The sequence below is a fragment of the Pedobacter polaris genome, assembly GCF_005116505.1.
GTDB lineage: Bacteria > Bacteroidota > Bacteroidia > Sphingobacteriales > Sphingobacteriaceae > Pedobacter > Pedobacter polaris.
Genome location: NZ_SWBR01000001.1, coordinates 564,806 through 587,949 on the forward strand (window position 1 = coordinate 564,806; position 23,144 = coordinate 587,949).

Consider the following 23,144-nt stretch of genomic DNA (forward strand, 5'->3'; position numbering starts at 1 on the left):
ACCAAAACCTCGGGTTAATTTATTAACTTTGAGGCTCAAAATCTACAATTAATATGAGTGAAGAAAAATCATTAAACTTTATTGAAGAGCTAATAGAGAATGATTTAAGTAGTGGAAAGACGAAAACCTTGGTTACACGTTTCCCACCTGAGCCGAATGGATACTTACATATTGGACATGCAAAAGCCATTTGCCTTAATTTTGGTTTAACTCAAAAATATGGCGGTTATACAAACTTACGTTTCGATGATACCAATCCGGTAACTGAGAAAACTGAATATGTAAACAGTCAACAAGAAGACATTCACTGGTTGGGTTTCGAATGGAAAAATGAATTATATGCCTCTGATTATTTTGATCAGTTGCACGCTTTTGCTGTGAAGTTGATTGAAGATGGCTTGGCTTATGTAGACCATAGCACAGCTGAAGAAATTGCAGCACAGAAAGGCACGCCAACAGAGCCGGGAAAACCAAGTGCTTATAGAGATCGAAGCATCGCCGAAAACTTGGCTTTGTTTGCAAGTATGAAAAATGGAGAATTTGCTGATGGTGTTTGTACTTTACGTGCAAAAATTGATTTAGCAAGTTCTAATATGTTAATGCGTGATCCAATTGTGTATCGTATTAAACATGCACACCACCACCGTACCGGCAATGCTTGGTGTATTTATCCAATGTATGATTTTGCACATGGACAAAGTGATAGTATTGAAAACATCACACATTCTATTTGTACATTAGAATATGTTTCCCATCGCGAATTGTATGATTGGTTTATTGAGAAACTAGGTATTTTTCCTTCAAAACAATACGAATTTGCACGCTTAAACCTTACTTACACAGTAATGAGTAAACGTAAGTTGATGCAATTGGTAAATGATAATTTAGTAAGTGGATGGGATGATCCTCGCATGCCAACCATTAGTGGTTTGCGCAGAAGAGGTTATACACCAGAAAGTATTAAAGAGTTCTGCGAACGTATCGGCATTGCAAAAAGAGAGAACTTAATTGAATTGGGCTTATTAGAGTTCTGCATAAGAGAAGATCTGAATAAAAGGGCAACTCGTGTAATGGCCGTTCTTGATCCAATTAAATTGATAATCACCAACTACATACAAGGAGAAGAAATTTTAATCGGCGAGAATAATCCAGAAGCAGAGGATAAAGGGGGTAATCGTGAAATTCCATTTAGCAATGAACTTTGGATTGAGCGTGAAGATTTTATGGAAGAACCAGCAAAAAAATGGTTCAGGCTTGCTCCTGGGGCAACGGTAAGATTAAAACATGCTTATATTGTTCAGTGTAATGATTATAAAAAGGATGAAAATGGAAATGTAACTGAAGTTTATTGTACTTACATCCCAGAATCAAAAAGTGGTGAAGATACAAGCGGTATAAATGTAAAAGGAACTATTCACTGGGTTAGTGCACAGCATGCACAAACAGCAGAAGTTCGTTTGTATGATCGTTTGTTTACGGTAGAATCTCCAGATAGCGAAGAGGGTGACTTTAAAGAATACCTGAATCCAAATAGTATGGAAGTTATTAAACAAGTTTACATTGAGCCTTATTTAGCAAATGCAGAGCAAGGCATTGGTTACCAGTTTATTCGTAAAGGTTATTTCAGTGTGGATAAAGATTCTAAGCCTGGAAACATTATTTTTAACAGAACAGTTTCTTTAAAAGAAGCTTGGAAGCCTAAGGTAAGCTGAAAGGTAAAAGACTAAAGCTTTAAAAGCCTCAAATTTTTAGTTTGTCATCCCAAGCGTAGCTAAGGATCTCTAAAATTTGAGGCTTTTGTTATAAGTGTTTTCTGAGCTTCTACATGTATTTTTTATACAAATTATATAAAATCAATTTATCTGGCTCAGTTAAAGTTTTTGTAATATCAGTTTGCACAAAGTGAATTTTAAAAGCCTCAATTGCGTAAGGTAAATTCTTAACGTTATAACCAATTATTCTTAAGGCTGCAGTAGTATCAAAATCTGCTGGCGGCATTTGTAAAATATCATCATACCATAAACCAAATCCTTTTTTGGCTAAGGTTTTCCAAGGGAAATTTTTAGGGTCGTTCTTCCTTCCTGGAGCATAATCTGAATGACCTATAAAATTAGCTGTTGGAATATTATATTTCTTTTTTAAAGTAGCTAACAAAGCACAAAGGCTATTAATTTGCGCATCTGTCCATTTATCGGTTGTACCATTATTGTCCATCTCAATACCAATAGAAGCAGAATTCATGTCCGATTCATTGCCCCACTTACCTGCACCGGCATGTTGTGCCCTTAAATAATCATTTACCATTTGCACTACTTTTCCATCTCTACTAACTACATAATGAGAACTTACCCCTGTTCTTGCTATAGTAAATGTTTTTATGGTTTGTGCTAAAGAATCTTGCGCTGTATGATGAATAAGTACAAAATTTGGTTTTCGGATCCCCATATTTACTGTCCCAACAAAATATTGCTCGTTGTTAAGTGAATCTATAGTCTGTCCTTGGGGTGGAGTTGCGCGAATGACTTCAGAAAAATCCTTGGCCATATTTTTATAAATCTTATCTGTAGCTGCATACTTATTAGTACTACAATTACTTAGCAATATTCCACAAACTACAAATAAAGAATTTTTTAGGATTGATTTTTTCACTTTTAAATATTAATGTTAGTAACGAAGAAGCGAATATATTTAAAATTACGCTTGCTTATATTTTTTGCTAATTTAGTGCATTGTAATTATTTGAAATAACAATTTCGTAACCTAATGAAGAAATTTAACAAAACAAGTCTATTATTACTAAAATTCTCTATTGCAGCATGTCTATTTGCATGTAACAATGCTGAAAAAAAAGCTGAAAGCAAAAGTGAAACGAAAGCAACAGATAGCTTACAAGAATATGTAGATAAACGCTTAACTATTTATGAAAAAGTAAAGCTCACTACCAATTTAAATGCATTAACGGTTAGTGAACGCAAAGTATTGCCTTTGTTAATTGAAGCCGCAAAGATTATGGATGAATTGTTTTGGAAACAAGCTTATCCACAACGTGATAGTTTACTAAACACACTCAAGGACGAAAAAACAAAACAATTTATATGGATTAATTATGGCCCTTGGGATAGGTTAAATGGAGACAAACCTTTTGTAAATGGTATTGGCCCCAAAACCGAGACAGGTACATTTTATCCTGCAGGGATGACAAAGGAAAAATTAGAAAAATCTGATGTTAAAGATAAACTTGGTTTATATTCTGTAATTAGAACTGAAAAAGACAAGTTAATTTCTGTTCCTTACCATGTAATTTATGCTACAGAATTACAAAGGGCAAGTAGTTTATTAAAACAAGCTGCTTTATTAACAGATGACCCTGGTTTTAAGAAATATCTAAATTTAAGGGCAGATGCTTTGGTTACAGATAATTATAAAGCTAGTGATTATGCTTGGTTAGACATGAAAAACAATGGGTTAGATATTATTATTGGTCCTATTGAAAATTATGAAGACAAATTATTTAACGCTCGTGCGGCTTTCGAAGCTTATGTTTTGGTTAAAGATAAAGTATGGAGTAAGCGATTAGCCAAGTATGTTTCGATGTTACCAGAGCTGCAAAAGGGGCTTCCTGTTGACCCTAAATACAAGAAGGAAGTGCCTGGTACAGATTCTGAGTTGAATGCATACGATGTTGTTTATTATGCTGGAGATTGCAATGCAGGTTCTAAAACTATTGCCGTAAACCTGCCAAATGACGAAGAGATTCAACAGAAAAAAGGGACTCGTCGTTCGCAATTAAAAAATGCAATGCAGGCGAAATTTGATAAGATTTTAGTCCCTATAGCCAAAGAATTAATTGATAAAGACCAACAACAGTACATTAAATTCGATGCCTTTTTTGCTAATGTAATGTTTCATGAAGTTGCTCACGGATTAGGAATTAAAAATACAATTACAGGAAAAGGTACGGTTCGCTCTGCTTTACAAGAACAGTACTCTTGGCTAGAAGAAGGCAAAGCAGATATATTGGGATTATACATGGTTACTGGACTACTTAAAAAAGGAGAACTAACCGGGGACATCAAAGAATACTATACAACTTTTATGGCTGGCTTGTTACGTTCTGTACGCTTTGGTGCTTCAAGTGCCCATGGAAAAGCCAACATGCAATGTTTTAATTATTTTAAAGAACAAGGTGCTTTTGAGCGTACAGCGGGTGGGACTTATAAGGTAAACTTTGAAAAATTTGCAACTGCAATGAATGGTTTAGGTAATTTGATCATTACCCTTCAAGGAAATGGCAATAAATTAGCTGTAGAAAATGCTCAAAAATCAAAAGGAATTATTGGGGCAGAATTGCAGGGAGACTTAGATCGATTAAGTAAAAAAGGTATTCCAGTTGATATCGTTTTTGAACAAGGGGTTGATGTTTTGGGAATGAAATAGAAAAAATTAAAATTAGATAAAAGCCTGTATAATTGATTTATACGGGCTTTTTTATTCCTAAAAATTGTTAAATATTTAAAAATTGCATTTTCTCTGTAACCTTTTCTATCGTCTTATCGTCTATAAGATACAAACTAAATGAAAAGACTTCCGGTCTTTAAAAACTAAATAAAATTTATTGCTGTGAAAAAATTCGCGTGAAAAACGTGATGGAATTTTTATGCTTTAATTTTTAAACCAATAAACTAACAATATGAAAACTATTTACATTTTAATACTTACGTTACTAATCGGAAATATCTCGATAGCTGCTGAAAAAGCTAAGCAGGGAACTATCAGTGGTATCATTCTAGATGATCAAAGCAAACCCATCGACTACGTTACTGTTGGTCTTTTCAAAGCCTCAGATTCATCATTAGTTAAAACTGCTTTAACTGCTCCAGACGGGAAATTTGAATTTATAAATATCAATACCGGGAACTATTATGTTAAGGCAAATATGATGGGTTATGGCATTTACAAAGGCAAAGCCTTCACTTTAGCAGAAAATAATTTGACTTTAGCATTAGGAGAAATTCGTCTCAAATCTGAAGGAAAGACTTTAAATACAGTGAGCATTAATGCTACCAAACCATTAATTGAGCGAAAAACAGATAAAATGGTAATGAATGTTGAAAACAGCAGTATTGCAATTGGTTCATCGGCATTAGAAGTGCTACAGAAAGCACCGGGCGTTACTGTAGACCAAAACGACAATATTTCTATGCAAGGGAAGCAAGGTGTAATGATTATGATTGATGGGAAACAAACCTACATGAGTAATGCTGATGTTGCCAATTTATTAAGAAACATGCAAAGCTCACAATTAGAGACAATCGAATTAATTACCAACCCATCATCTAAATACCCTGCCTCGGGCAATTCAGGTATTATAAATATTAAAACAAAAAAGAATAAAAATGGAGGTACAAATGGAAGTATCAATGCTACTGCTGGATATGGCAAAAATTTTAGAGGTAATGCAGGGCTCAACCTCAACCACAGAACAAACAAAGTAAACATTTTTGGAAACTATAATTATGGCCAAAATGGCAGGGATAATTATATAGGCATTAATCGTATTGCTAATGGAACACAAGATACCTACTTTACGCAAACTGGTGATATGTATCGTAAAATGAAGAACAATAATTATAAGGTTGGGGTAGATTTCTTTATTGATAAGAAAAACACAGTAGGATTATTGATTAATGGTTATTCTAATAATGGCCACGAAAACACAATAAACAATACCAAAATTGGTCCAAATTTTACTCAAGTAGACTCACTAGTTTTGGCTAATAGTTATCAAACCAATAAATATGATAATATGGCCTATAATTTTAACTATAAAACTATTTTAGATACTGCTGGTTCAGAGTTATCGGTAGATTTAGATTACTCAAACTATAAAGGAAATGACGGGGCAGATTATGAGAACCGATATTTATATGCAAATGGAAATTTAATTCGTCCAGTAGAGTTTATTAGAAACGCAACACCTTCTAAAATTGACATCAAAGCATTTAAGGTTGATTACAATGTTTCGTTAAGCAAAAGTATAAAATTAGAAGCAGGCTTGAAAAGTAGTTGGGTAAAAACTGATAATGATTTAAGAGCTGAAGAATTTAAAGCTAATGTTTGGCAAAATGATGTAAGAAGAAGTAATCAATTTGTTTATGATGAAAACGTAAATGCAGCTTATACAAACATTAATAAACAATTTAAAAACACTAGCTTACAATTTGGTCTAAGAGTTGAACAGACAAACTCTAAAGGCAATTTAATAACAAGCAATAACGTTGTTGAAAGAAGTTATTGGGACTTTTTCCCAACGTTCTTTATACAACAAACTTTATCAAAAAACAATCAAGTTGGCTTTTCTTACAGCCGTAGAATTGATAGGCCAAGTTATGATGCCCTAAACCCATTTGTGTATTACTTAGATCAGTACACCTATAGTAAAGGTAATCCTTTCTTAAACCCACAGTACACTAATAGTTTTGAGGTTACTTACACTTTGTTACAGAAATATAATCTATCTATAAATTATAGCAGAACAAATGATGCAATTACAGATGTTCTATTACCTGATCCGGCACAAAAGGCACTATATCAAACTAACGCCAATCTTGCAAAAAATGTAAGCTATAGTGCAAATTTGAACGTTCCTACCAAAATTGCTAAATGGTGGGATATGAACAATAATTTAAATGTATTTCATTTGAGTTTTGAGTCTCCAAATTTAGCAGGACAGGCCTTAAAAACAGGTAGAACATCATTCCAGTTTAAAAGTCAACAAAGCTTTGTAATTATGGATGGGTTAACGGCAGAGTTGAGTGGAAACTACGAATCTCCATTAGAATATGGGACATTAAAAATTGGATCAAGACACTTCATTGATATGGGCATTAGCAAATCATTGCTAAACAAAAAAGCAAGTTTAAAATTAGCTTTATCAGATGTATTCAACACCAATGATAGCAATATAGAAAGTGCTTATCCAGGATTAAAATATGATTTATACCAGAAAAATGAAACTCAAGTTGGGAGAATAAGTTTCACTTATCGCTTCGGAAAAAATGAAATTAAACCTGCTCGTCGTCGTTCTACAGGAACAGAAAGTGAGCAAGGAAGAATGAAAAACTAATTATATTTAATCCTGTTGGAATATTCACCAGCAGGATTAAATTATTTTCCGATGTAAGCATTCACCACATCTTCTAAAGCATGTATGTCAAAAGGTTTCGGTAAATAACTATCAGCACCGGCTTTTTCAGCCAATGCTTTTACATCATTATTAGCTGAAAAATAAATTACTGGAATATGTTTTAAATCAGGATGTTTTTTTAACTCTTGTGTAGCTTCAATACCCCCAACATCTGGCAACCAATTGTCCATAAATATCAAATCTGGCATATAAGCAGAAACTTGATCTACAATTTCATTTGAGGTTGCAGAAGTTTTAATTTCATAACCTGCGTCTTCTAGAATTAATGTACATAATTCTAAAATATCTGTATTATCATCAAAAATAAATACCTTTTTATTCATTGTCTTTGGGCCTTTTTCCTATTGTATTTATATAATTTGCCATCTCTCCAATTGCCAAAACCCTATCTATTTTGGCTCTTAATATTGCTTGAGCCGGCATGTAATCAATCTGAGCAGAAATTGGATCTTGTACTACCGTTTCTCCGCCATAATTTTTTACTGTAATTAATCCATTTACACCATCTGAATTAGAACCAGAGAGTAATAAACAAACTAATTTATCTTCATAAACTTCTGCCGCCGATTGAAAAGTAACATCGATTGACGGCCTTGAATAATTTACCTTTTCTGAGTAATCTAATGAGAAAGTTAAGTCTTTTTCTATTAATAAATGATAATCTGCTGGTACAATATATATTGTGCCCGCCAATATTGCTTCTTTTTCTTCAACTTCCTTTACCGTTAGACTAGTTTTAGTTGATAAAAGATCAGACAATAAAGAGTCTGTTCCTTGTTTACGATGCACGACAATAATAATAGGAAAAGTTATATTTAAGTTGATAGCTGGAAATACTTTCAAAAGTACATCCAAACTCCCAGCCGAGCCTCCAATTACCAATGCTTCGCAATCTTTCATTCGCTAATCTTCCTCCAAATCTTCTCAGTTTCTAATCTTTTGTAACGTTTGCTTATTGGAGAAAAGTCAGTTGTTTCCTTTGTCCCCAATGCCAAATATCCTAAATTATCTAAGCTATTGTCAAATAATTGGAGCACTTTAAATTGCAAGTCTCTATCAAAATAAATTAAAACGTTACGGCATAATATGAGTTGAAATTCATTAAATGAATGGTCTGAAACTAAATTATGTGTAGAAAATATCATCTTTTCTTTTAATTCATCGTCAAACTTTGCCAAAGAATAATTAGCGCTGTAATAAGATGAAAATTCATTTGTTCCACCAGATGCAATGTAATTTTCTGAATATTGCTTCATTTGACTGAGGGGAAACATGCCTTGAGCTGCTTTTTCTAATACAGTTGGGTTAATATCTGTTGCATAAATTAATGCCTTGTGTAATAACCCTAATTCTTTAAGAACTATGGCCATTGAATAAGCTTCTTCTCCTGTTGAGCAACCTGCCAACCAAATTCTTATAAATGGGTAAGTTCCTAAATTTGGCAACACCTTACTTCTTAATGTTTTATAGAAGTTTGGATCGCGAAACATTTCTGTAACATTAACTGTAATTTGTTCAACAAATCGTTTAAAATAAGTAATATCATTTCCAATTTTATACCTAAATTCAGCAAAACTAACTTGTCTGTCTAAGCCATAAAGCCTGAGCAAACGTCTTTTTAAAGATGCTCTTGAGTATCCGGTAAAGTCATAACCGTATTGTTCTAAAACATCACCAATCAAGATTTCAACTTGTTCATCACTTATAGCAGTTAGATTTGACACTAGATATAATGATTTAATTGATAAACTAGATCATCTACATTTACTGGTTTTGAAATATAACCTGCAGCTCCAGCATTTAGGCAACGCTCTTTGTCGCCTACCATTGCTTGGGCAGTAACTGCAATTACTGGAATTGCCTTCATTTCTGGATGATTCTGCATTTTATTCATTGCTTGATATCCATCCATGTCAGGCATCATCATATCCATTAGCACCACACCAATTTCTTGGTCATTTGCTATGATATCAAAGCCTTGCTGAGCGCTATTTGCTGACAAACAGGTATATTTTTTAGCTTTTAAAACTGCTGTTAATGCAAATATATTCCTACTATCGTCATCTATTATTAATATTTTCTTTGCCTTAACTTCCATAAGTTTTTAAAACAATTATTTTAAACTTTATCATACAACCAAACCCTTAACAAAGAAACCAACTGATCCACATCCACAGGTTTTGAAATGTAGTCTGAAGCCCCGGCTGCTATACATTTTTCTCTATCACCCATCATTGCTTTTGCTGTAACAGCTAAAATTGGCAATTGTTTATAGGCTGGTATTTTCCTAATCTCTTTTGTAGCCTCGTAACCATCTAATTCTGGCATCATCATATCCATTAATACTACATCTACCTTTGGGTTTTCTGCTAAAACTTTCAAGGCATCCTTACCGTCTACCGCAGCTAAAACCTTCATTTGGTGCTGCTCTAAAGCTTTTGTAAGTGAAAAAATATTTCTTACATCATCATCTGCAATAATTACAACCTTGTCTTTTAAAACATCATTTAGTCCACCTAAGTTATTTCTAACTGCTACTTTTTCTGACTTATCCTTTTCTTCAACAAGGTGTAAAAACAAACCAGCTTCATCTAAAATACGTTGATAAGAATGCGCCGTTTTTAAAACTATAGAATCTGCATACTGCTTAATGCGGCTTTCTTCTCCCTTGGACAAGCTTTTACCGGTGAAAATAATGATTGGTAAGTTTTCTAATCCGTCGTTTTTCTTAATTGTTTCTAAAGTTTCATAAGCGTTTTTATCAGGAACACCCATGTCTAAAATTACGCAATCAACCTCTTTTTTATTTAATGCTTCAATACTTTCACTTACATTGCTTACTACTAATGTTTGAATGTTAGCGCTCGCCAAAAAGTAACTTAATGCTTTAGCATGTTGCTCATTTTCTTCAACTATTAGCACTTTTTTTGGCGATCTACTTAATGCATCCTCAAGCTTTTCGAAAATTTGTTTCATGTGCTCTAAAGCCACTGGCTTATCAATAAAATCTACAGCTCCTTTTAATAAACTTTCTCGTTTTACCGAAAGCGATGACATGATGTGAACTGGAATAGGACGAGTTGCTGCATTATTTTTCAACTCTTCCATTACTTGCCACCCATCTTTAACAGGTAGCTGAATATCTAATAAAATAGCTATTGGATTATATTGATTGGCCATTTCTATTCCAACATCTCCACGCACAGCAACTAAGCCTTTGTAATTTCTTTTACGCGTAAAATCTAATAACATTTTTGCGAATGCCGTATCATCTTCAATAATCAAGATTACCTTGTCGTTTTCAGTTATACTGGCCCTATCATCTTCAACCTCTCCCGGAATACGATCTACAGTGTATCGCTCTACGTATGTTGGTATAAATTCTTCGTAAGGATGATTTTCTTCGGTTTGTTTCTTAATCTGTTGTTCTTCCAAAAACGACTCTTTGTCTGCAAAGTTTAGTGGAATAGTTAAAATAAATTCACTACCAACATTTTCTTGACTTTTTAGTTCAATGTCTCCACCTAATAACCTAGCTAGCTCCCTACTAATCGATAAGCCCAGGCCCGTACCCCCAAACTTACGTCTAGTAGAGCCATCGGCTTGTTGAAAGGCTTCAAAAACCATATTCAATTTAGATTTGGCAATACCAATTCCAGTATCTTTAACATTAAACGTAATGGTCTTATTTTTTTTGTTTGAACTGAGGACTAAACTCACTTTTCCTTCAGTTGTAAATTTAAAAGCATTAGATAAAAGGTTTTTCAAGATTTGCTCTAACCTCATTTTATCTGTACTGATCATAGTGGGAAGATCCTCATCAACCAAAACTTCCATTTCCAATTGCTTATCTTTTGCTATCGGATTAAATAAAGATTGCATGTCTGTTAGCACCTCATCAACGGTAACATTATGAATTTCCAAATCCATTTTGCCAGCTTCGATTTTAGAAAGATCCAAAATTTCATCTATTAGACTTAATAAGCCCTGTCCAGAACTTTGAATTACAGAAGCATATTCTGTATACTCTGCATCTAATTCTTCATTATCTGCCATTAATCTAGACAGCAATAAAATTGAATTTAAAGGAGTTCTTAATTCATGAGACATGTTTGCCAAAAACTCAGATTTGTATTTGGTACTTTGTTCTAATTGCTCTGCTTTTTGTTGAATATCGATATTACGTTCTTGAATTAATTGGTTCTTCTCTTCAAGTAAACTCGTTCTTTCTTCTAATTCTTGGTTGCTTTGTAACAGTTCTTCTTGCTGCACTCGAAGTTCTTCTTCAGAAGCCTGTATTTTTTGGGTTTGCGCTTCTAATTCTGCATTAAGCGCCTCAAGTTCTGAGTGCTGTGCCTGTAGCTCTTCTGCTTGGGCTTGCGTCTCTTCTAAAAATTCTTGTATTTTTTTACGGTTTTGTGAAGCATGGATAGCCAGACCAATATTACCAGAAATGTTATTTAAGAAATCTAATTTTCTTGGTGTGTAAGCATTTAAAGAAGCCAGTTCTATTACACCAACCATAATTCCATCTCTGTGTAATGGAAATGCGACTACATTTTTAGGTTTTGTTTGTCCTGTTGCGTAGCTAATTGTTATTTCTCCGTCGATTTGATCTAACAGCATCAATTTATTTGATTGCAAACATTGCCCAATTAATCCCTCTCCATTTGAAATTTTATGGTTTTTCTCATTTGCCGTTAAAGCATAACTACCTGTTAAATAAAGGTTCTTATCTTCCCCCAAGATATACAATGCCGCAACATGACTTTTTGTATGTTCTACAATATGAATAAGCATATCATTTGCCAATGTTTTAATATCTTTCTCACCTACCATCTGGTCATTGAGCTTGGCAATACCACTTTGCAACCATTCCTTATCTTCTAATAATCCAAAAGAATACTCAAGTGATTCGGCCATTGCGTTTAAAGAACCAGCTAAATTTCCTAAACCATCTTTAGCTACATCATCTAACCTAATTCTATAGTTGCCGCTAGAGATTTCGCGGGCAATACCTTGTATTACTTGAATTCTATTTGCGGTTTCTTCATTGATTAGCTGTAGTTTTTCTTGAAGCTTTACTCTTTCATTGTAATCTGACGATACTTTTCTATAAAAGAAGATTGTAATTAGAAATGATAAAACGGCAGCTAAAATAATTAACATAGGTGTGTAACCTGAGAAATTATTTAACTCGCTGGTGCGAATGGCTAATAATCTTTTTTCTTCAGATTGCATATCCTTAATGATCTGCCTTACATTATCCATATAAGATTTTCCCTCCAATAAGCTTAGCACCGGAACTGTACCGCCGTTACTTTTTATATTGATGGTTTTTTCAATGATATTTAATCTTAAATCGAGTATGTTTTTTAGCTCATCAAGTTTTCTCTGTTGGTACGCATTATCAATAGTATTATCCTTTAACATATTATAAAGAACACTAACCTTTTCTTGTGCACCAATATATGGCTCTAAAAAAACTTTATTCCCGGTTAATAAATATCCTCTTTGTCCTGTTTCGGCATCTTTTAATGTAGAAATTGTATTATCTAATCCATTGATTATGGTATTACTATGTTCTACTAAATCAGAGCTTTTTATTAAATTTCTAATGCTTACGTATGAGGCGAGCGAACTCAAGATTAGAATAACCAATGATAAACCAAGTCCAAGGCGTAGGTTACTTTTTAGCGATAACTTCATTAATATATTAATTTTAAAATCATTAAACCTCTGTACTTAAATTAGTAGGCATTATAAAATAAAACTCAGAGCCTTCTCCATAACTGCTATTTACACCTATTTGCCCGCCATGTCTTTTAATAATTTCTGATGCGATGTAAAGACCTATTCCTAGGCCCTGAAACCGCTGAGAAGTTTCTTCAACACGGTAAAATTTCTCAAAAACGTTTTTTTGTTGTTCTGGAGACATGCCAATTCCAGAATCTTTAACAGCTAGATACAGCTCATTATCTTTCACATTAACAGTTAAATTAATTTCATCAGTGCCTGGAGAATACTTCATGGCGTTGGTTAAAAAATTTATTATAACCTGTTCTATGCGCATCTCATCACCATAAATATCGCACTTGGCATAACCCTTTTTATTTATCTTAAATTCGGGGTTAGATTGGTGCATAACCTCAATTACGTTATCCAATAATTGATCTAGAGAAAAATCTTGTTTATTAAATTTTAGCTTTCCACTTTCTATTTTAGAGATGTCTAGCAAATCAGCAATTAGGCTATTCAATTTTTCCAATTGAACCTGTGCCTTACCTAAATGCTTTCTAATAGTGTCTGTATCGCCTTTATTAATACTTCTTTCTAATAACTGAACGTAGCCTTTTACACTAGTTAAAGGTGTTTTTAATTCATGGCTAGCAATGCTGATAAATTCATCTTTTTTCCGTTCTGCTTCTTTACGAAATTCTATTTCTTCGAGTAAAGTTTTTTGCATTTCATTGAGCTTTCTACTTTGCTCATAAATGCGATAGAACGTTTGCACTTTTAGCAGCAAAATATTCATGTCAACTGGTTTAGTAATATAATCTAAACCCCCTGAAGAATATCCTTTTGCAATAAATTTAAATTCGGTATTGGCTGCAGATAAGAATATGATTGCAGTCTCTTTTGCCTTGCTATAACCAGAAATTGCCTCAGCAACCTCAAAGCCATCCATGCCAGGCATTTGTACATCGAGGATAATTAAAACATAAGAGTTCTTTAAAACTTTTTTTAGTGCTTCTTCTCCAGACGACGCTGTATCTACTTCAAAATCATATTTTTCGAGAACCTTTTTTAACGAAATTAGGTTTTCTGGCGTATCATCTACAATAAGGATCATTCACAAAAATAGTTACAATTGTTGTTTGTTTGGCTAAGCTAATTTTAAACTTTAAAATTGCTATAAGATTTGACAACAATTATTCCACAGAATTGTTTTAAAATAAATCAAATATTGCGTAAAATTTATGAAAATGAGCTTTTTAAAAGCTCGAAGTATTAAAAGTATCCCCTTGTTTAATTTCGCCTGTATCAAACCCTTTTTTAAACCAATGCATTCTTTGGGCAGATGTACCATGAGTAAATGCATCAGGAACTACTTCTCCCTGACCCTGTTTCTGCAGTTTATCATCTCCAATGGCATTTGCAGCATTTAAGGCCTCGTCTATATCACCAGCATCTAATCTAAAGTCTTTTAAATTTTGCGCATGATGTGCCCACAAGCCTGCATAAAAATCTGCTTGCAACTCTAGTTTAACAGAAAGTTTATTGTATTCTACTTCACTTAAACTACCACGAGCTTCTTGCATTTTTGCCGAAACGCCCAGTAAATTTTGAACATGGTGTCCAACTTCGTGTGCAATTACATAGGCTTGTGCAAAATCTCCGGTAGCGCCGAAGCGGTTTTTTAATTCATCATAAAATGATAAGTCTATATAAACTTGATTATCGCCAGGACAGTAAAAAGGGCCAACTGCAGAACTTGCATTACCACAGGCAGATTGTACGGCATCATCAAAAAGAACTAATGTTGGCCGCTCGTAGTTTATGCCCATTTCATTAAATTGAGCAACCCAAACAGAGTCTGTAGATTCTAAAATCCCGGCAATCCACTTACCATTTGCATCAGTAGGAACACCTTTTTTTCCCTCTGTTTGAGTTCCTTGTGGTAATTGACCAACCAGTCCGGTTAAATCTTTACCAAATAATAAACCAATAATAACGATAATTACTCCAACGCCGCCACCTACTGCAACACCGCCACCTTTCATTCCTCGTCTATCGTCTACATTTTCACTTCCTCTACCGAACCACTGCATAATTTTGAGATTAATTTTTTAAACAATAGACAATTTTAATACCAAATTGTTTAAGTATTAAATATCGCTATTGCTTTCTCTATTCTATTTTGAATTTCTTCTTTACCTAACAATAAAGCAATATCAAAAACTCCTGGCCCAAATTTGCCGCCAACTAACATAATTCTAAAAGGTAACATTAATTCACCTGGTTTAAATCCTTTTACATCTGCTAATGCTTTAAAATCTTCTTCTAATTGTAAAGCAGTAGAATCAGTTTTAAAATTCTGACTAAATTCTTGAAAGAACGTTGCTTTTTCAGGACTCCATTTTGGTTTTACCGCAGCCTCATCATATGCATTTGGTGTAACAAAAAAATATGTACTTTGAGCAACAAAATCACCTAATAGATTACAGCGATCTTTAACCATATCAATCACTTTAAGTAAAAAATCTTCACTTTTAACCTCAATGTTTTGTTCAGCAAGCAAATTGCGAACTGCAAATTGCAAACTATGAGCTGAAGATTGTTTAATCCATTCGTGGTTATACCATTTAGCTTTCTCAAAATCGAACTTAGCACCCGCTTTGCTAATTCGTTCAATTGAAAATGATTCTATCAGCTCTGCTAAAGTGAATATTTCTTTTTCAGTACCATCATTCCAGCCTAACATTGCCAAAAGATTTACGAATGCCTCTGGAAGGAAGCCTAATTCTTTAAATCCTTGAGTAATATCTCCTGACTTTGGATCTGTCCAGTTCATTGCATATACCGGGAAACCCAAACGATCTCCATCTCGTTTACTTAATTTTCCGTTACCATCTGGTTTTAGAATTAGAGGTAAATGTGCCCATTGTGGCATCGAATCTTCCCATCCTAAATATTTCCATAATAAAATATGAATCGGGGCAGATGGCAACCACTCTTCTCCTCTAAAAATATGACTAATTTCCATTGCTTTGTCATCTGCAACAACAGCTAAATGGTAAGTTGGCATACCATCTGCCTTAAGTAAAACTTTATCATCAACCAAGTTTGTATCAAAACTTACTAAACCTCTAATTGTATCTACAAAAGAAACGTGCTCGTTTTCTGGCATTTTAATTCTAACAACATACGGTGTATTTTGAGCAAGTAGATCATCAACCTCGCTTTGTGTTAAGGTTAATGAATTACGCATTTCCATTCTACTTTTTTGTCCGTATAAAAAGTTAGGAAAGATTATTCTTTTCGCATTCAAATCCTCTGGAGTATCAAATGCATAATAGGCATATCCATCAGCAATTAACTGCTCAGCATATTGCTTGTAAGTTGATTTACGTTCACTTTGGCGGTATGGACCAAAAGCACCTGGTGTTTGTGGGCTTTCATCTGGCAAAATACCACACCAATTTAAACAATCTACAATATATTGTTCTGCACCTTCTACAAAGCGAGTTTGGTCTGTATCCTCTACCCGCAAAATAAATGTACCATTATGTTTTTTAGCAAATAAATAATTGAACAAAGCGGTACGAACACCTCCTAAGTGTAAGCCTCCAGTTGGGCTTGGCGCAAATCTTACTCTAATTTTCTTTTCCATTACATCGCAAAGATATATTTTCATCTCTAAATTATCTGTTTTTTAATTGTGATGAGCTACTATGATTTTACCCTTTTTATAGTTGTTTTTGAAAAAATAATGATGGTTTTACCTCGTTTACGTTTTCTGTTGGTATATTTTTGATTGCTATTTTGTAATTTGCCTTCATCTGTTATGAACCCATATCAAAAGAAGCGCCGCTGGAAAGTTTTTTTACTTGTATTTGCTATCGTAATTGGTACAGCATCTGTCTTTTATTCTGATTTCTTTGTGAAAAAGATGGAACGTGAAGAAGCCGCCCAATTTCATCTCTTTATAAAAGTTTTAGAGCAACAAATGAAAATGTATGAAAACGAGCAACTAACGGACGTTTTTGACACCATTAAAGAAAACAACAAAATGGATGTGATTCTTACTAACCCCGATGGTAGTATTTACACTTGGATTGGATTGGATTCTACAAAAACGCTATATTCTAGCGATAATTCTAAAACTTACGATTCCTTATATTTTGTTAGGCAACTCGCTAAAATGAAAAAACAACATCCTGCAGCAAAAATGGCAGGAAGTGAAGATCAACCATTGGTTGCTTATTATAAGGATTCTTTTATTTTAACACAATTGAGGTTTTTCCCTTACATACAATTGGGTGTGATCGGCCTATTTATTTTAGCTGCTTACGTGGCATTTAGCTCTGCCCGTAGAGCAGAACAAGATCAAGTTTGGGTTGGGATGGCTAAAGAAACCGCACATCAACTTGGCACGCCTATTTCTTCATTAATGGCATGGGTTGAACTGATGAAATCTAAATTCGATGCAGAAGATGATCCCTTGATAGCAGAAATGCAAAACGACATCCATCGATTAGAGATTATTACAGACCGGTTTTCTAAAATTGGCTCCAAGCCAATACTTGAAGATCATGTAGTTTATTTAGTAGTTAAAAACTTTATTGCTTATTTTAAAATCCGTACTTCAGACAAGATCAACTTTGTAATTACTGGCGATAACCAAGTAAGAGCAATGTTAAGTATTCCATTATTTGATTGGGTAATTGAAAATTTATTAAAAAATGCAGCCAACGCTATAGAAAATGAAGGAACGATTAGTGTAAACATTGTAGAAAATTTAGCTAAGGAAGAAGTATTTATTGACGTAAGTGATACCGGAAAGGGTATTCCACGTTCCAAATTCGATACCGTTTTTCAACCAGGTTATACTACCCGTAAACGTGGTTGGGGTTTAGGCTTGTCTTTAACCAAAAGGATGGTAGAAAATTACCATAGCGGACAAATTTTTGTGAAGGAATCTGAATTAGGAAAAGGTACAACATTTAGAATTATATTAAAAAGCAGTATAACTTATGAACCAACCTCAAACACAGGAGTACCCAGAGTGGTATGAGAGATACATTAGCCTTGTTGAAGGAGATGTAATTGAAATTTTAGAAAAGCAAATTTCTGACTTTTCTAATTTCATTAATAACCTAATAGAAAAAGGTGATTATGCTTATGCCCCGGGTAAGTGGACTATTAAAGAGCTTGTTGGCCATATTATAGATACTGAGCGCATTATGGCTTTTAGGTTAACTTGTTTTGCAAGAAATGAAAAGGGTCAAATACCAGGTTTTGAAGAAGATGAATATGTTGCAAATGCAAATTTTAAGGCCCGAAGTTTATTTAGTCTATCAGAAGAGTTTGCCCAGTTGAGAAAAGCAAATATGTTTTTAATAAAATCTTTAAATGATGAAGAATTAGCTAGAAGTGGTAATGCAAATGGAAATCTAATTTCTGTAAAAGCCTTGGTTTATGTTCTTGCTGGGCATATTATTCATCACACTAATGTGATTAAAGAACGCTATTTATGATTTGGTTTAAAGATTTTACACCAGCATTATTAAATGATAGACCTAAAAACCATATTGGCGCATTATTGGGTATTGAATTTACCGAAATTGGTGAAGATTACATTTGCGCAACGATGCCAGTTGATGAACGTACACACCAACCAGCAGGAATTTTACATGGCGGTGCATCTGTAGTCCTAGCAGAAACCTTAGGTAGCATTGCATCGTATATGTGTATTGATCCGGCTAAATATATTGCTGTTGGCTTAGAAGTAAATGCAAATCACATTAGGCCGGTAAGTTCTGGCTTAGTAAAAGGAATTTGCAAACCTTTACACATTGGCGGAAAAACCCAAATTTGGGAGATTAAGATGTATAACGATAAAGGAAAAATGAACTGTGTGAGCCGATTAACAGTGGCTATTTTACCGAAACCTTTATAAGGTCCGAAAGTTTAGTCGGAAAGTCTGAGGGTTGGAATCAAAAAGTCCAAAAGTTACCCACTTTTGGACTTTCGGACTTTACTAGCTTTCGGACTAAGCTTGCTTATCTAACCACTTTTTCTCAATTGCATAAGATGCGATTAAACCTAATCCTCCGAAGATACCTAGGCAACCAAAATAAATTGCAACTGATTGGCCTTCTTCCATATCTGTCATTTCTGACCCGAATACTCCTCTTACTGTAAATAGCGCTACTAATAATCCTATACCCAAACCTACTAGCAACAAGCCAAACTTTAGGCTTAAAAAAGGTTTAGGCGTTGCTTTGTGAACGCCTGGATCTATTCCACGTTCTATCATTGCCATTTTCTCTTTGTTTGATAAATATCTGATACCGAACACCATTGCGAACGTACAGATGAAAAATGTGATTGGTACTAATATTCCTTCCATGATTTTATTTTTTAATTGTTAAATATTTCTTTCGTTGTAGAACCGATGTTCTGAATACTATGACAACAGCAAAAAAAATTAGGTTACACCCTAAACGAAAAAAAATAAGAATTAAACTAAAGATCTGCCAAACATCTATTTCCTAATCTCGATAACAGTTCCTGAAGCAATATATTTAAACAAAGTATCAATGTCTTTATTTTGCAAGGCGATGCAACCTGCAGTCCAATCTTTAGCATTAACTTTAGCAGGTGTTGTACCATGAATAGAAACACCATAACCAGCTTTTACACCTCGCTGTTTGGCAATTGATTTATCATTGGCATCTGGGTATGAAATCAGGAAACTCTTATAAAACTTATCTCTCCGGATATATTTATGATCCACATTGTAAATTCCCTCAGGTGTTTTTCCGTCTCCTTCTTTTACCTTGTTACCTATAGGATTAAAACCCATGTCGATATTAAAGGTTTTCACCACCTTTCCTTTACGAGTGATAATCATTTTATGTTTCGCCTTTAATACTAAGATGTGGTCTGCTTGAGCAAGTGTATTTGCAATATCCTCTAGTTTAACCTTCCAGCTGGTAATTGTATCAGGATATCGCCATGCATCCCATCTTTCTCTACTTGCTACTGCGTAATCATCCTTTTGCAAGGAATCTTGTGAATCTTCTGTTAAACGATGTAATCTCCAAACTTTTTTATCTCTAAAAATTATGGCTTTGTGATTAAAAACTAGTTTAACATATTGAGCAAATTTGAAGGGATTTTCTTTACTGTCATTTACTACAATACTGGTATCTATACCTTTTGGAAGATGTTTGTATAGCGAATCATGCCATTTTATGCCAGGATCTTCTTTAGCATTTTGTAAAAGAATTTTTGATTTGACCTTTTCAATAGGTTCCATTTGCTTCCATACGCAATAAGCTATAACAGAACCAAATAAAAAAAATAGCGCAAAATATTTCATACTCAAAATTCTATAACTAAATATACAGTTATAGAATAAGATTTCAAAATTTTAACAGTTATTTATTAAAAACAAAAAAGACCATCTTTTTGCAAAGACGGTCTCCCTTATTAACTTGAGCTATTGCCCAATATCAATTTAGAATTTGATTCCTAAACCAAGTTGAAATACTTGATTTTTAAATTCTGGTGTTGTATTAGAACCATTTTCGTTATTTTTTTGAAAGTCTAATGCATAACGACCGTTGATGCCTACTTGGCTATTGATATCATATCTGAAACCAATTACACCACCAACTAAACTCTTTTTAAAACGATCAGATTCGTCTTCAACAATTGTTTGTTGAGCAGTACCAAAACCATTTTCAAATTTATTATTTGTAGATAACAAGAATGATACCTGTGGACCAGCTACAACATTAAATCCTTCGGCTAATTTAATACTAGCTAAAATTGGCACATCAATAAAATGAGTTCTTTGTGTAAACTCGCCAAAAGTTGAAGTTAATTTATAACCTTTTGTTGAGTATAAAAGCTCTGGAGTAAAGGCTAAATTTGGCAATAATTTAATGTCTAATGTTAAACCAGCATGGTAACCAACTAAATAATCGGTTTCGAAATTGTTATTACCATCATCTTTGATAATGTTAGAGTAGTTAAGACCTGCTTTTGCACCAAGTCTAATGGCTTTATCTGTACTTTGAGCGTTGGCAACTCCCGTAATGAACAGGCCAATTGCTAGGATAATTATTTTTTTCATGTTAATTTTTTTATTAAACAATATTGATTTTAATTACCCTTAAGGAATAAATGTGCCAAATAAATTTATAATTGTGCTATTCCTATATCAAATATTAGCTCTAACTATTGATAACTAATGATTTAATAATAATTGCACATTTATTTTTTTATAAAAAACCAAATGAATAAATACCCTCAAAGTGTATCAAATTTAATACAATAATGGTTTAGGGACGTTTAAAACGGTTAATTAAACAGCAAGGTTTTATGTTGAATTGTAAATCTAAACTTTTACCTAAATTCACCGTTTTAAATATCTAGTAAAAAAATAATTCATGAAAAAACAACTCTTTTATAGTTTAAGTATATTCATTTGCTTTTTGGCTACCGCATCTAAAGCACAACAAACATCTTATATAGATTTATTAAAACAAGAGCCAAAATGGGTTGATTCTGTTTTTAATAAGCTTAATAAAAGACAAAAAATTGCTCAGATGTTCTTTGTAAGAGCGCATACTAACTTTAGTAAGGCCTATATGGATTCTGTAGGAAAAGTAATCAAAAAAGAAAAAATTGGTGGTTTAGTTTTCTTTCAAGGAGGGCCAGGTAGGCAAGCTGCATTAACTAATGAATATCAAAAATTAGCAAGAGTTCCTTTGTTAATTGCCAGTGATGGCGAATGGGGTTTAGGTATGCGCTTAGACAGTACTATTTCTTATCCCTACCAAATGTCTCTAGGTGCAATTCAAAATAAAGAACTGATTTACAAAATGGGTTTAGAAGTGGCAAAAGACTTTAAACGTATTGGTATGCACATGAACTTAGCACCAGATGTGGATGTAAATAATAATGCAAAAAATCCCGTAATTAATTATCGCTCATTTGGTGAGAACAAATATAATGTAGCAGATAAAGGCGCAGCTTACTTAAAAGGAATGCAAGATGGTGGATTACTAGTAAGTATAAAACACTTTCCTGGGCATGGAGATACTGACGTAGATTCTCATTATGATTTGCCACAACTAAAATTTACAAAAGAAAGATTAGATAGTTTAGAAATGTATCCGTTTAAAGAATTGATTAAACAGGGTGCGGCTGGAGTAATGATTGCACATATGAATATTCCTGCTTTAGATGCAACACCAAATATGCCATCTACTTTATCTAAACCAATTGTTACTGGTATTTTGAAAGAACAATTAGGCTTTAAAGGAATTGTTATTTCTGATGCAATGGGTATGAAAGGTGTAGTGAAGTTTTTTAAAGATGGAGAAGCTGATGTAATGGGGATAATTGCCGGAAACGATATTTTAGAACTTTCTGAAGATAGTAAAAGAGCTGTAAAAATGGTTCGCCAAGCCATAAGAGATGAACGCTTAACTATGGAAAGAATTGATGAAAGTGTAAAGAAAATTTTAACTGCTAAATATTGGGCTGGCTTAAATGTAAAACAAACTATTAAAGAAGACAATGTGGTTGCAGAAGTTAACAGGCCAGAAAGTTTGGTGCTACTACAACAGCTTGCAGATGCGAGTATGACTCTGTTAAAAGGTAGAGAATATATTAAAACACTAGACCCAAATAAAAGAACTGTAATTATAAACTTAGGCACTCCAGATGTTACCACTTTTCAAAAAGAGTTAGCTATGGTTTACAAAAACTCAGTTTACTTTAGTTTAGATAAAACAGCTAATGCCAATGCAATTGCAAAGGTTTTAGCAGAGATTAAACCTGAAGACCAAGTAATTATTGCAATTGTAGATAGCCGTTTACGCCCTGGCAATAACATTCCATTGGGTGCAGATGTGAAAATGTTAATTAGTGATATGGCTAAGAAAGATGCCGTTTTTGCTTTATTTGCTAATCCGTATAATTTAGCCGGTTTACCAGGATTAGAAAACGCTAAAGCTTTATTAGTTGCTTATCAGAAAGAAGATTATATGCAAAAAGCCGCAGCATCTGTTTTTAAAAATCAATTGATACCCACAGGTAAACTACCTGTAACTGCAAATGGATTTTTTAAATCTGGTGACGGATTGTAACTCTTCATCCAAACGAAAGAAGGATCTCTATTGAGATCCTTCTT

General features: G+C 33.7%; 19 protein-coding genes. 7 read left to right on the plus strand and 12 right to left on the minus strand.

Annotation, left to right across the window (positions count from 1 at the left end):
• The first annotated feature begins 53 nt into the window (after positions 1-53).
• Positions 54-1,712 carry a glutamine--tRNA ligase/YqeY domain fusion protein gene (locus FA048_RS02550; protein WP_136838631.1) on the plus strand — a complete coding sequence of 553 codons (1,659 nt, stop codon included), beginning with the start codon at positions 54-56 and terminating at the stop codon, positions 1,710-1,712.
• Positions 1,713-1,821: 109 nt separating this feature from the next.
• Here the strand turns inward: FA048_RS02550 and FA048_RS02555 are convergent, their stop codons facing one another.
• A complete protein-coding gene (locus FA048_RS02555) occupies positions 1,822-2,649 on the minus strand; it encodes an N-acetylmuramoyl-L-alanine amidase (protein ID WP_225872460.1) in 828 nt (275 codons plus the stop codon).
• A 114-nt stretch (positions 2,650-2,763) separates the two neighbouring features.
• On the opposite strand from FA048_RS02555, the gene FA048_RS02560 reads away from it, so the two are divergent.
• Entirely contained in the window at positions 2,764-4,437 is a 1,674-nt protein-coding gene (locus tag FA048_RS02560) for a dipeptidyl-peptidase 3 family protein (protein ID WP_136838633.1), read from the plus strand.
• 253 nt (positions 4,438-4,690) lie between these two features.
• Positions 4,691-7,126 carry an outer membrane beta-barrel protein gene (locus tag FA048_RS02565; protein ID WP_136838635.1) on the plus strand — a complete coding sequence of 812 codons (2,436 nt, stop codon included), beginning with the start codon at positions 4,691-4,693 and terminating at the stop codon, positions 7,124-7,126.
• Positions 7,127-7,167: 41 nt separating this feature from the next.
• Here FA048_RS02565 and FA048_RS02570 read toward each other — a convergent pair whose 3' ends face one another.
• The 8 genes from FA048_RS02570 to gltX all read right to left on the minus strand — a co-directional run bounded on the left by FA048_RS02570 (position 7,168) and on the right by gltX (position 16,601).
• Positions 7,168-7,530, minus strand: a complete 363-nt coding sequence (locus FA048_RS02570; RefSeq protein WP_136838637.1) for a response regulator — start codon at positions 7,528-7,530, stop codon at positions 7,168-7,170.
• Entirely contained in the window at positions 7,523-8,107 is a 585-nt protein-coding gene (locus tag FA048_RS02575) for a chemotaxis protein CheB (RefSeq protein WP_136838639.1), read from the minus strand. The genes FA048_RS02570 and FA048_RS02575 overlap by 8 nt, the downstream gene beginning before the upstream one ends.
• Positions 8,104-8,931 carry a CheR family methyltransferase gene (locus FA048_RS02580; RefSeq protein ID WP_136838641.1) on the minus strand — a complete coding sequence of 276 codons (828 nt, stop codon included), beginning with the start codon at positions 8,929-8,931 and terminating at the stop codon, positions 8,104-8,106. The genes FA048_RS02575 and FA048_RS02580 overlap by 4 nt, the downstream gene beginning before the upstream one ends.
• Positions 8,931-9,305, minus strand: a complete 375-nt coding sequence (locus tag FA048_RS02585) for a response regulator (protein WP_136838643.1) — start codon at positions 9,303-9,305, stop codon at positions 8,931-8,933. The genes FA048_RS02580 and FA048_RS02585 overlap by 1 nt, the downstream gene beginning before the upstream one ends.
• A gap of 20 nt (positions 9,306-9,325) precedes the next feature.
• The gene (locus FA048_RS02590; protein WP_136838645.1) at positions 9,326-12,916 is read right to left on the minus strand and encodes a response regulator; all 3,591 of its coding nucleotides are present in this window, start codon (positions 12,914-12,916) and stop codon (positions 9,326-9,328) included.
• Positions 12,917-12,938: 22 nt separating this feature from the next.
• The gene (locus tag FA048_RS02595) at positions 12,939-14,060 is read right to left on the minus strand and encodes an ATP-binding response regulator (RefSeq protein ID WP_136838646.1); all 1,122 of its coding nucleotides are present in this window, start codon (positions 14,058-14,060) and stop codon (positions 12,939-12,941) included.
• A gap of 142 nt (positions 14,061-14,202) precedes the next feature.
• On the minus strand, positions 14,203-15,039 hold the full coding sequence (gene ypfJ / locus FA048_RS02600; RefSeq protein ID WP_136838648.1) for a KPN_02809 family neutral zinc metallopeptidase: 837 nt from the start codon (positions 15,037-15,039) through the stop codon (positions 14,203-14,205).
• A 50-nt stretch (positions 15,040-15,089) separates the two neighbouring features.
• Positions 15,090-16,601 carry a glutamate--tRNA ligase gene (gene gltX / locus FA048_RS02605; RefSeq protein WP_136839392.1) on the minus strand — a complete coding sequence of 504 codons (1,512 nt, stop codon included), beginning with the start codon at positions 16,599-16,601 and terminating at the stop codon, positions 15,090-15,092.
• Positions 16,602-16,775: 174 nt separating this feature from the next.
• Here gltX and FA048_RS02610 point away from each other — a divergent pair, with 174 nt between their 5' ends.
• Genes FA048_RS02610 through FA048_RS02620 form a run of 3 tightly spaced genes read left to right on the plus strand, consistent with a single transcriptional unit; the run spans position 16,776 to position 18,890 of the window.
• On the plus strand, positions 16,776-18,005 hold the full coding sequence (locus tag FA048_RS02610; RefSeq protein WP_136838650.1) for a sensor histidine kinase: 1,230 nt from the start codon (positions 16,776-16,778) through the stop codon (positions 18,003-18,005).
• Complete coding sequence (locus FA048_RS02615; RefSeq protein WP_136838651.1) at positions 17,965-18,468, plus strand: DinB family protein; 504 nt, start codon at positions 17,965-17,967, stop codon at positions 18,466-18,468. Before FA048_RS02610 ends, FA048_RS02615 begins: the two co-directional genes overlap by 41 nt.
• On the plus strand, positions 18,465-18,890 hold the full coding sequence (locus FA048_RS02620) for a hotdog fold thioesterase (protein WP_136838653.1): 426 nt from the start codon (positions 18,465-18,467) through the stop codon (positions 18,888-18,890). The genes FA048_RS02615 and FA048_RS02620 overlap by 4 nt, the downstream gene beginning before the upstream one ends.
• 93 nt (positions 18,891-18,983) lie before the next feature.
• On the opposite strand, the gene FA048_RS02625 is transcribed toward FA048_RS02620, so the two are convergent.
• The 3 genes from FA048_RS02625 to FA048_RS02635 form a co-directional block, all read right to left on the minus strand.
• Complete coding sequence (locus FA048_RS02625) at positions 18,984-19,343, minus strand: DUF6249 domain-containing protein (protein ID WP_136838655.1); 360 nt, start codon at positions 19,341-19,343, stop codon at positions 18,984-18,986.
• A 135-nt stretch (positions 19,344-19,478) separates the two neighbouring features.
• Positions 19,479-20,255 (minus strand): L,D-transpeptidase family protein, encoded by a 777-nt coding sequence (locus tag FA048_RS02630; RefSeq protein ID WP_169306799.1) that lies wholly within the window; start codon positions 20,253-20,255, stop codon positions 19,479-19,481.
• A gap of 201 nt (positions 20,256-20,456) precedes the next feature.
• Positions 20,457-21,077, minus strand: coding sequence for a porin family protein (locus tag FA048_RS02635; protein WP_136838657.1), 621 nt, complete (start codon positions 21,075-21,077; stop codon positions 20,457-20,459).
• Positions 21,078-21,393: 316 nt separating this feature from the next.
• Between FA048_RS02635 and FA048_RS02640 the strand changes: the two genes are divergently transcribed.
• Complete coding sequence (locus FA048_RS02640) at positions 21,394-23,100, plus strand: glycoside hydrolase family 3 protein (protein WP_136838658.1); 1,707 nt, start codon at positions 21,394-21,396, stop codon at positions 23,098-23,100.
• The last annotated feature ends 44 nt before the right edge of the window (positions 23,101-23,144 follow it).

What these genes read in the sequence shown, in the direction of transcription:
- FA048_RS02615 (WP_136838651.1), top strand. Translation starts at nt 17,965, where the DNA reads ATGAACCAACCTCAAACACAGGAGTACCCAGAGTGGTATGAGAGATAC.
- FA048_RS02565 (WP_136838635.1), top strand. Translation starts at nt 4,691, where the DNA reads ATGAAAACTATTTACATTTTAATACTTACGTTACTAATCGGAAATATC.
- FA048_RS02635 (WP_136838657.1), bottom strand. Translation starts at nt 21,077, where the DNA reads ATGAAAAAAATAATTATCCTAGCAATTGGCCTGTTCATTACGGGAGTT.
- FA048_RS02550 (WP_136838631.1), top strand. Translation starts at nt 54, where the DNA reads ATGAGTGAAGAAAAATCATTAAACTTTATTGAAGAGCTAATAGAGAAT.
- ypfJ (WP_136838648.1), bottom strand. Translation starts at nt 15,039, where the DNA reads ATGCAGTGGTTCGGTAGAGGAAGTGAAAATGTAGACGATAGACGAGGA.
- FA048_RS02640 (WP_136838658.1), top strand. Translation starts at nt 21,394, where the DNA reads ATGAAAAAACAACTCTTTTATAGTTTAAGTATATTCATTTGCTTTTTG.
- gltX (WP_136839392.1), bottom strand. Translation starts at nt 16,601, where the DNA reads ATGGAAAAGAAAATTAGAGTAAGATTTGCGCCAAGCCCAACTGGAGGC.
- FA048_RS02595 (WP_136838646.1), bottom strand. Translation starts at nt 14,060, where the DNA reads ATGATCCTTATTGTAGATGATACGCCAGAAAACCTAATTTCGTTAAAA.
- FA048_RS02575 (WP_136838639.1), bottom strand. Translation starts at nt 8,107, where the DNA reads ATGAAAGATTGCGAAGCATTGGTAATTGGAGGCTCGGCTGGGAGTTTG.
- FA048_RS02625 (WP_136838655.1), bottom strand. Translation starts at nt 19,343, where the DNA reads ATGGAAGGAATATTAGTACCAATCACATTTTTCATCTGTACGTTCGCA.
- FA048_RS02560 (WP_136838633.1), top strand. Translation starts at nt 2,764, where the DNA reads ATGAAGAAATTTAACAAAACAAGTCTATTATTACTAAAATTCTCTATT.
- FA048_RS02610 (WP_136838650.1), top strand. Translation starts at nt 16,776, where the DNA reads ATGAACCCATATCAAAAGAAGCGCCGCTGGAAAGTTTTTTTACTTGTA.
- FA048_RS02620 (WP_136838653.1), top strand. Translation starts at nt 18,465, where the DNA reads ATGATTTGGTTTAAAGATTTTACACCAGCATTATTAAATGATAGACCT.
- FA048_RS02630 (WP_169306799.1), bottom strand. Translation starts at nt 20,255, where the DNA reads ATGGAACCTATTGAAAAGGTCAAATCAAAAATTCTTTTACAAAATGCT.
- FA048_RS02590 (WP_136838645.1), bottom strand. Translation starts at nt 12,916, where the DNA reads ATGAAGTTATCGCTAAAAAGTAACCTACGCCTTGGACTTGGTTTATCA.
- FA048_RS02570 (WP_136838637.1), bottom strand. Translation starts at nt 7,530, where the DNA reads ATGAATAAAAAGGTATTTATTTTTGATGATAATACAGATATTTTAGAA.
- FA048_RS02585 (WP_136838643.1), bottom strand. Translation starts at nt 9,305, where the DNA reads ATGGAAGTTAAGGCAAAGAAAATATTAATAATAGATGACGATAGTAGG.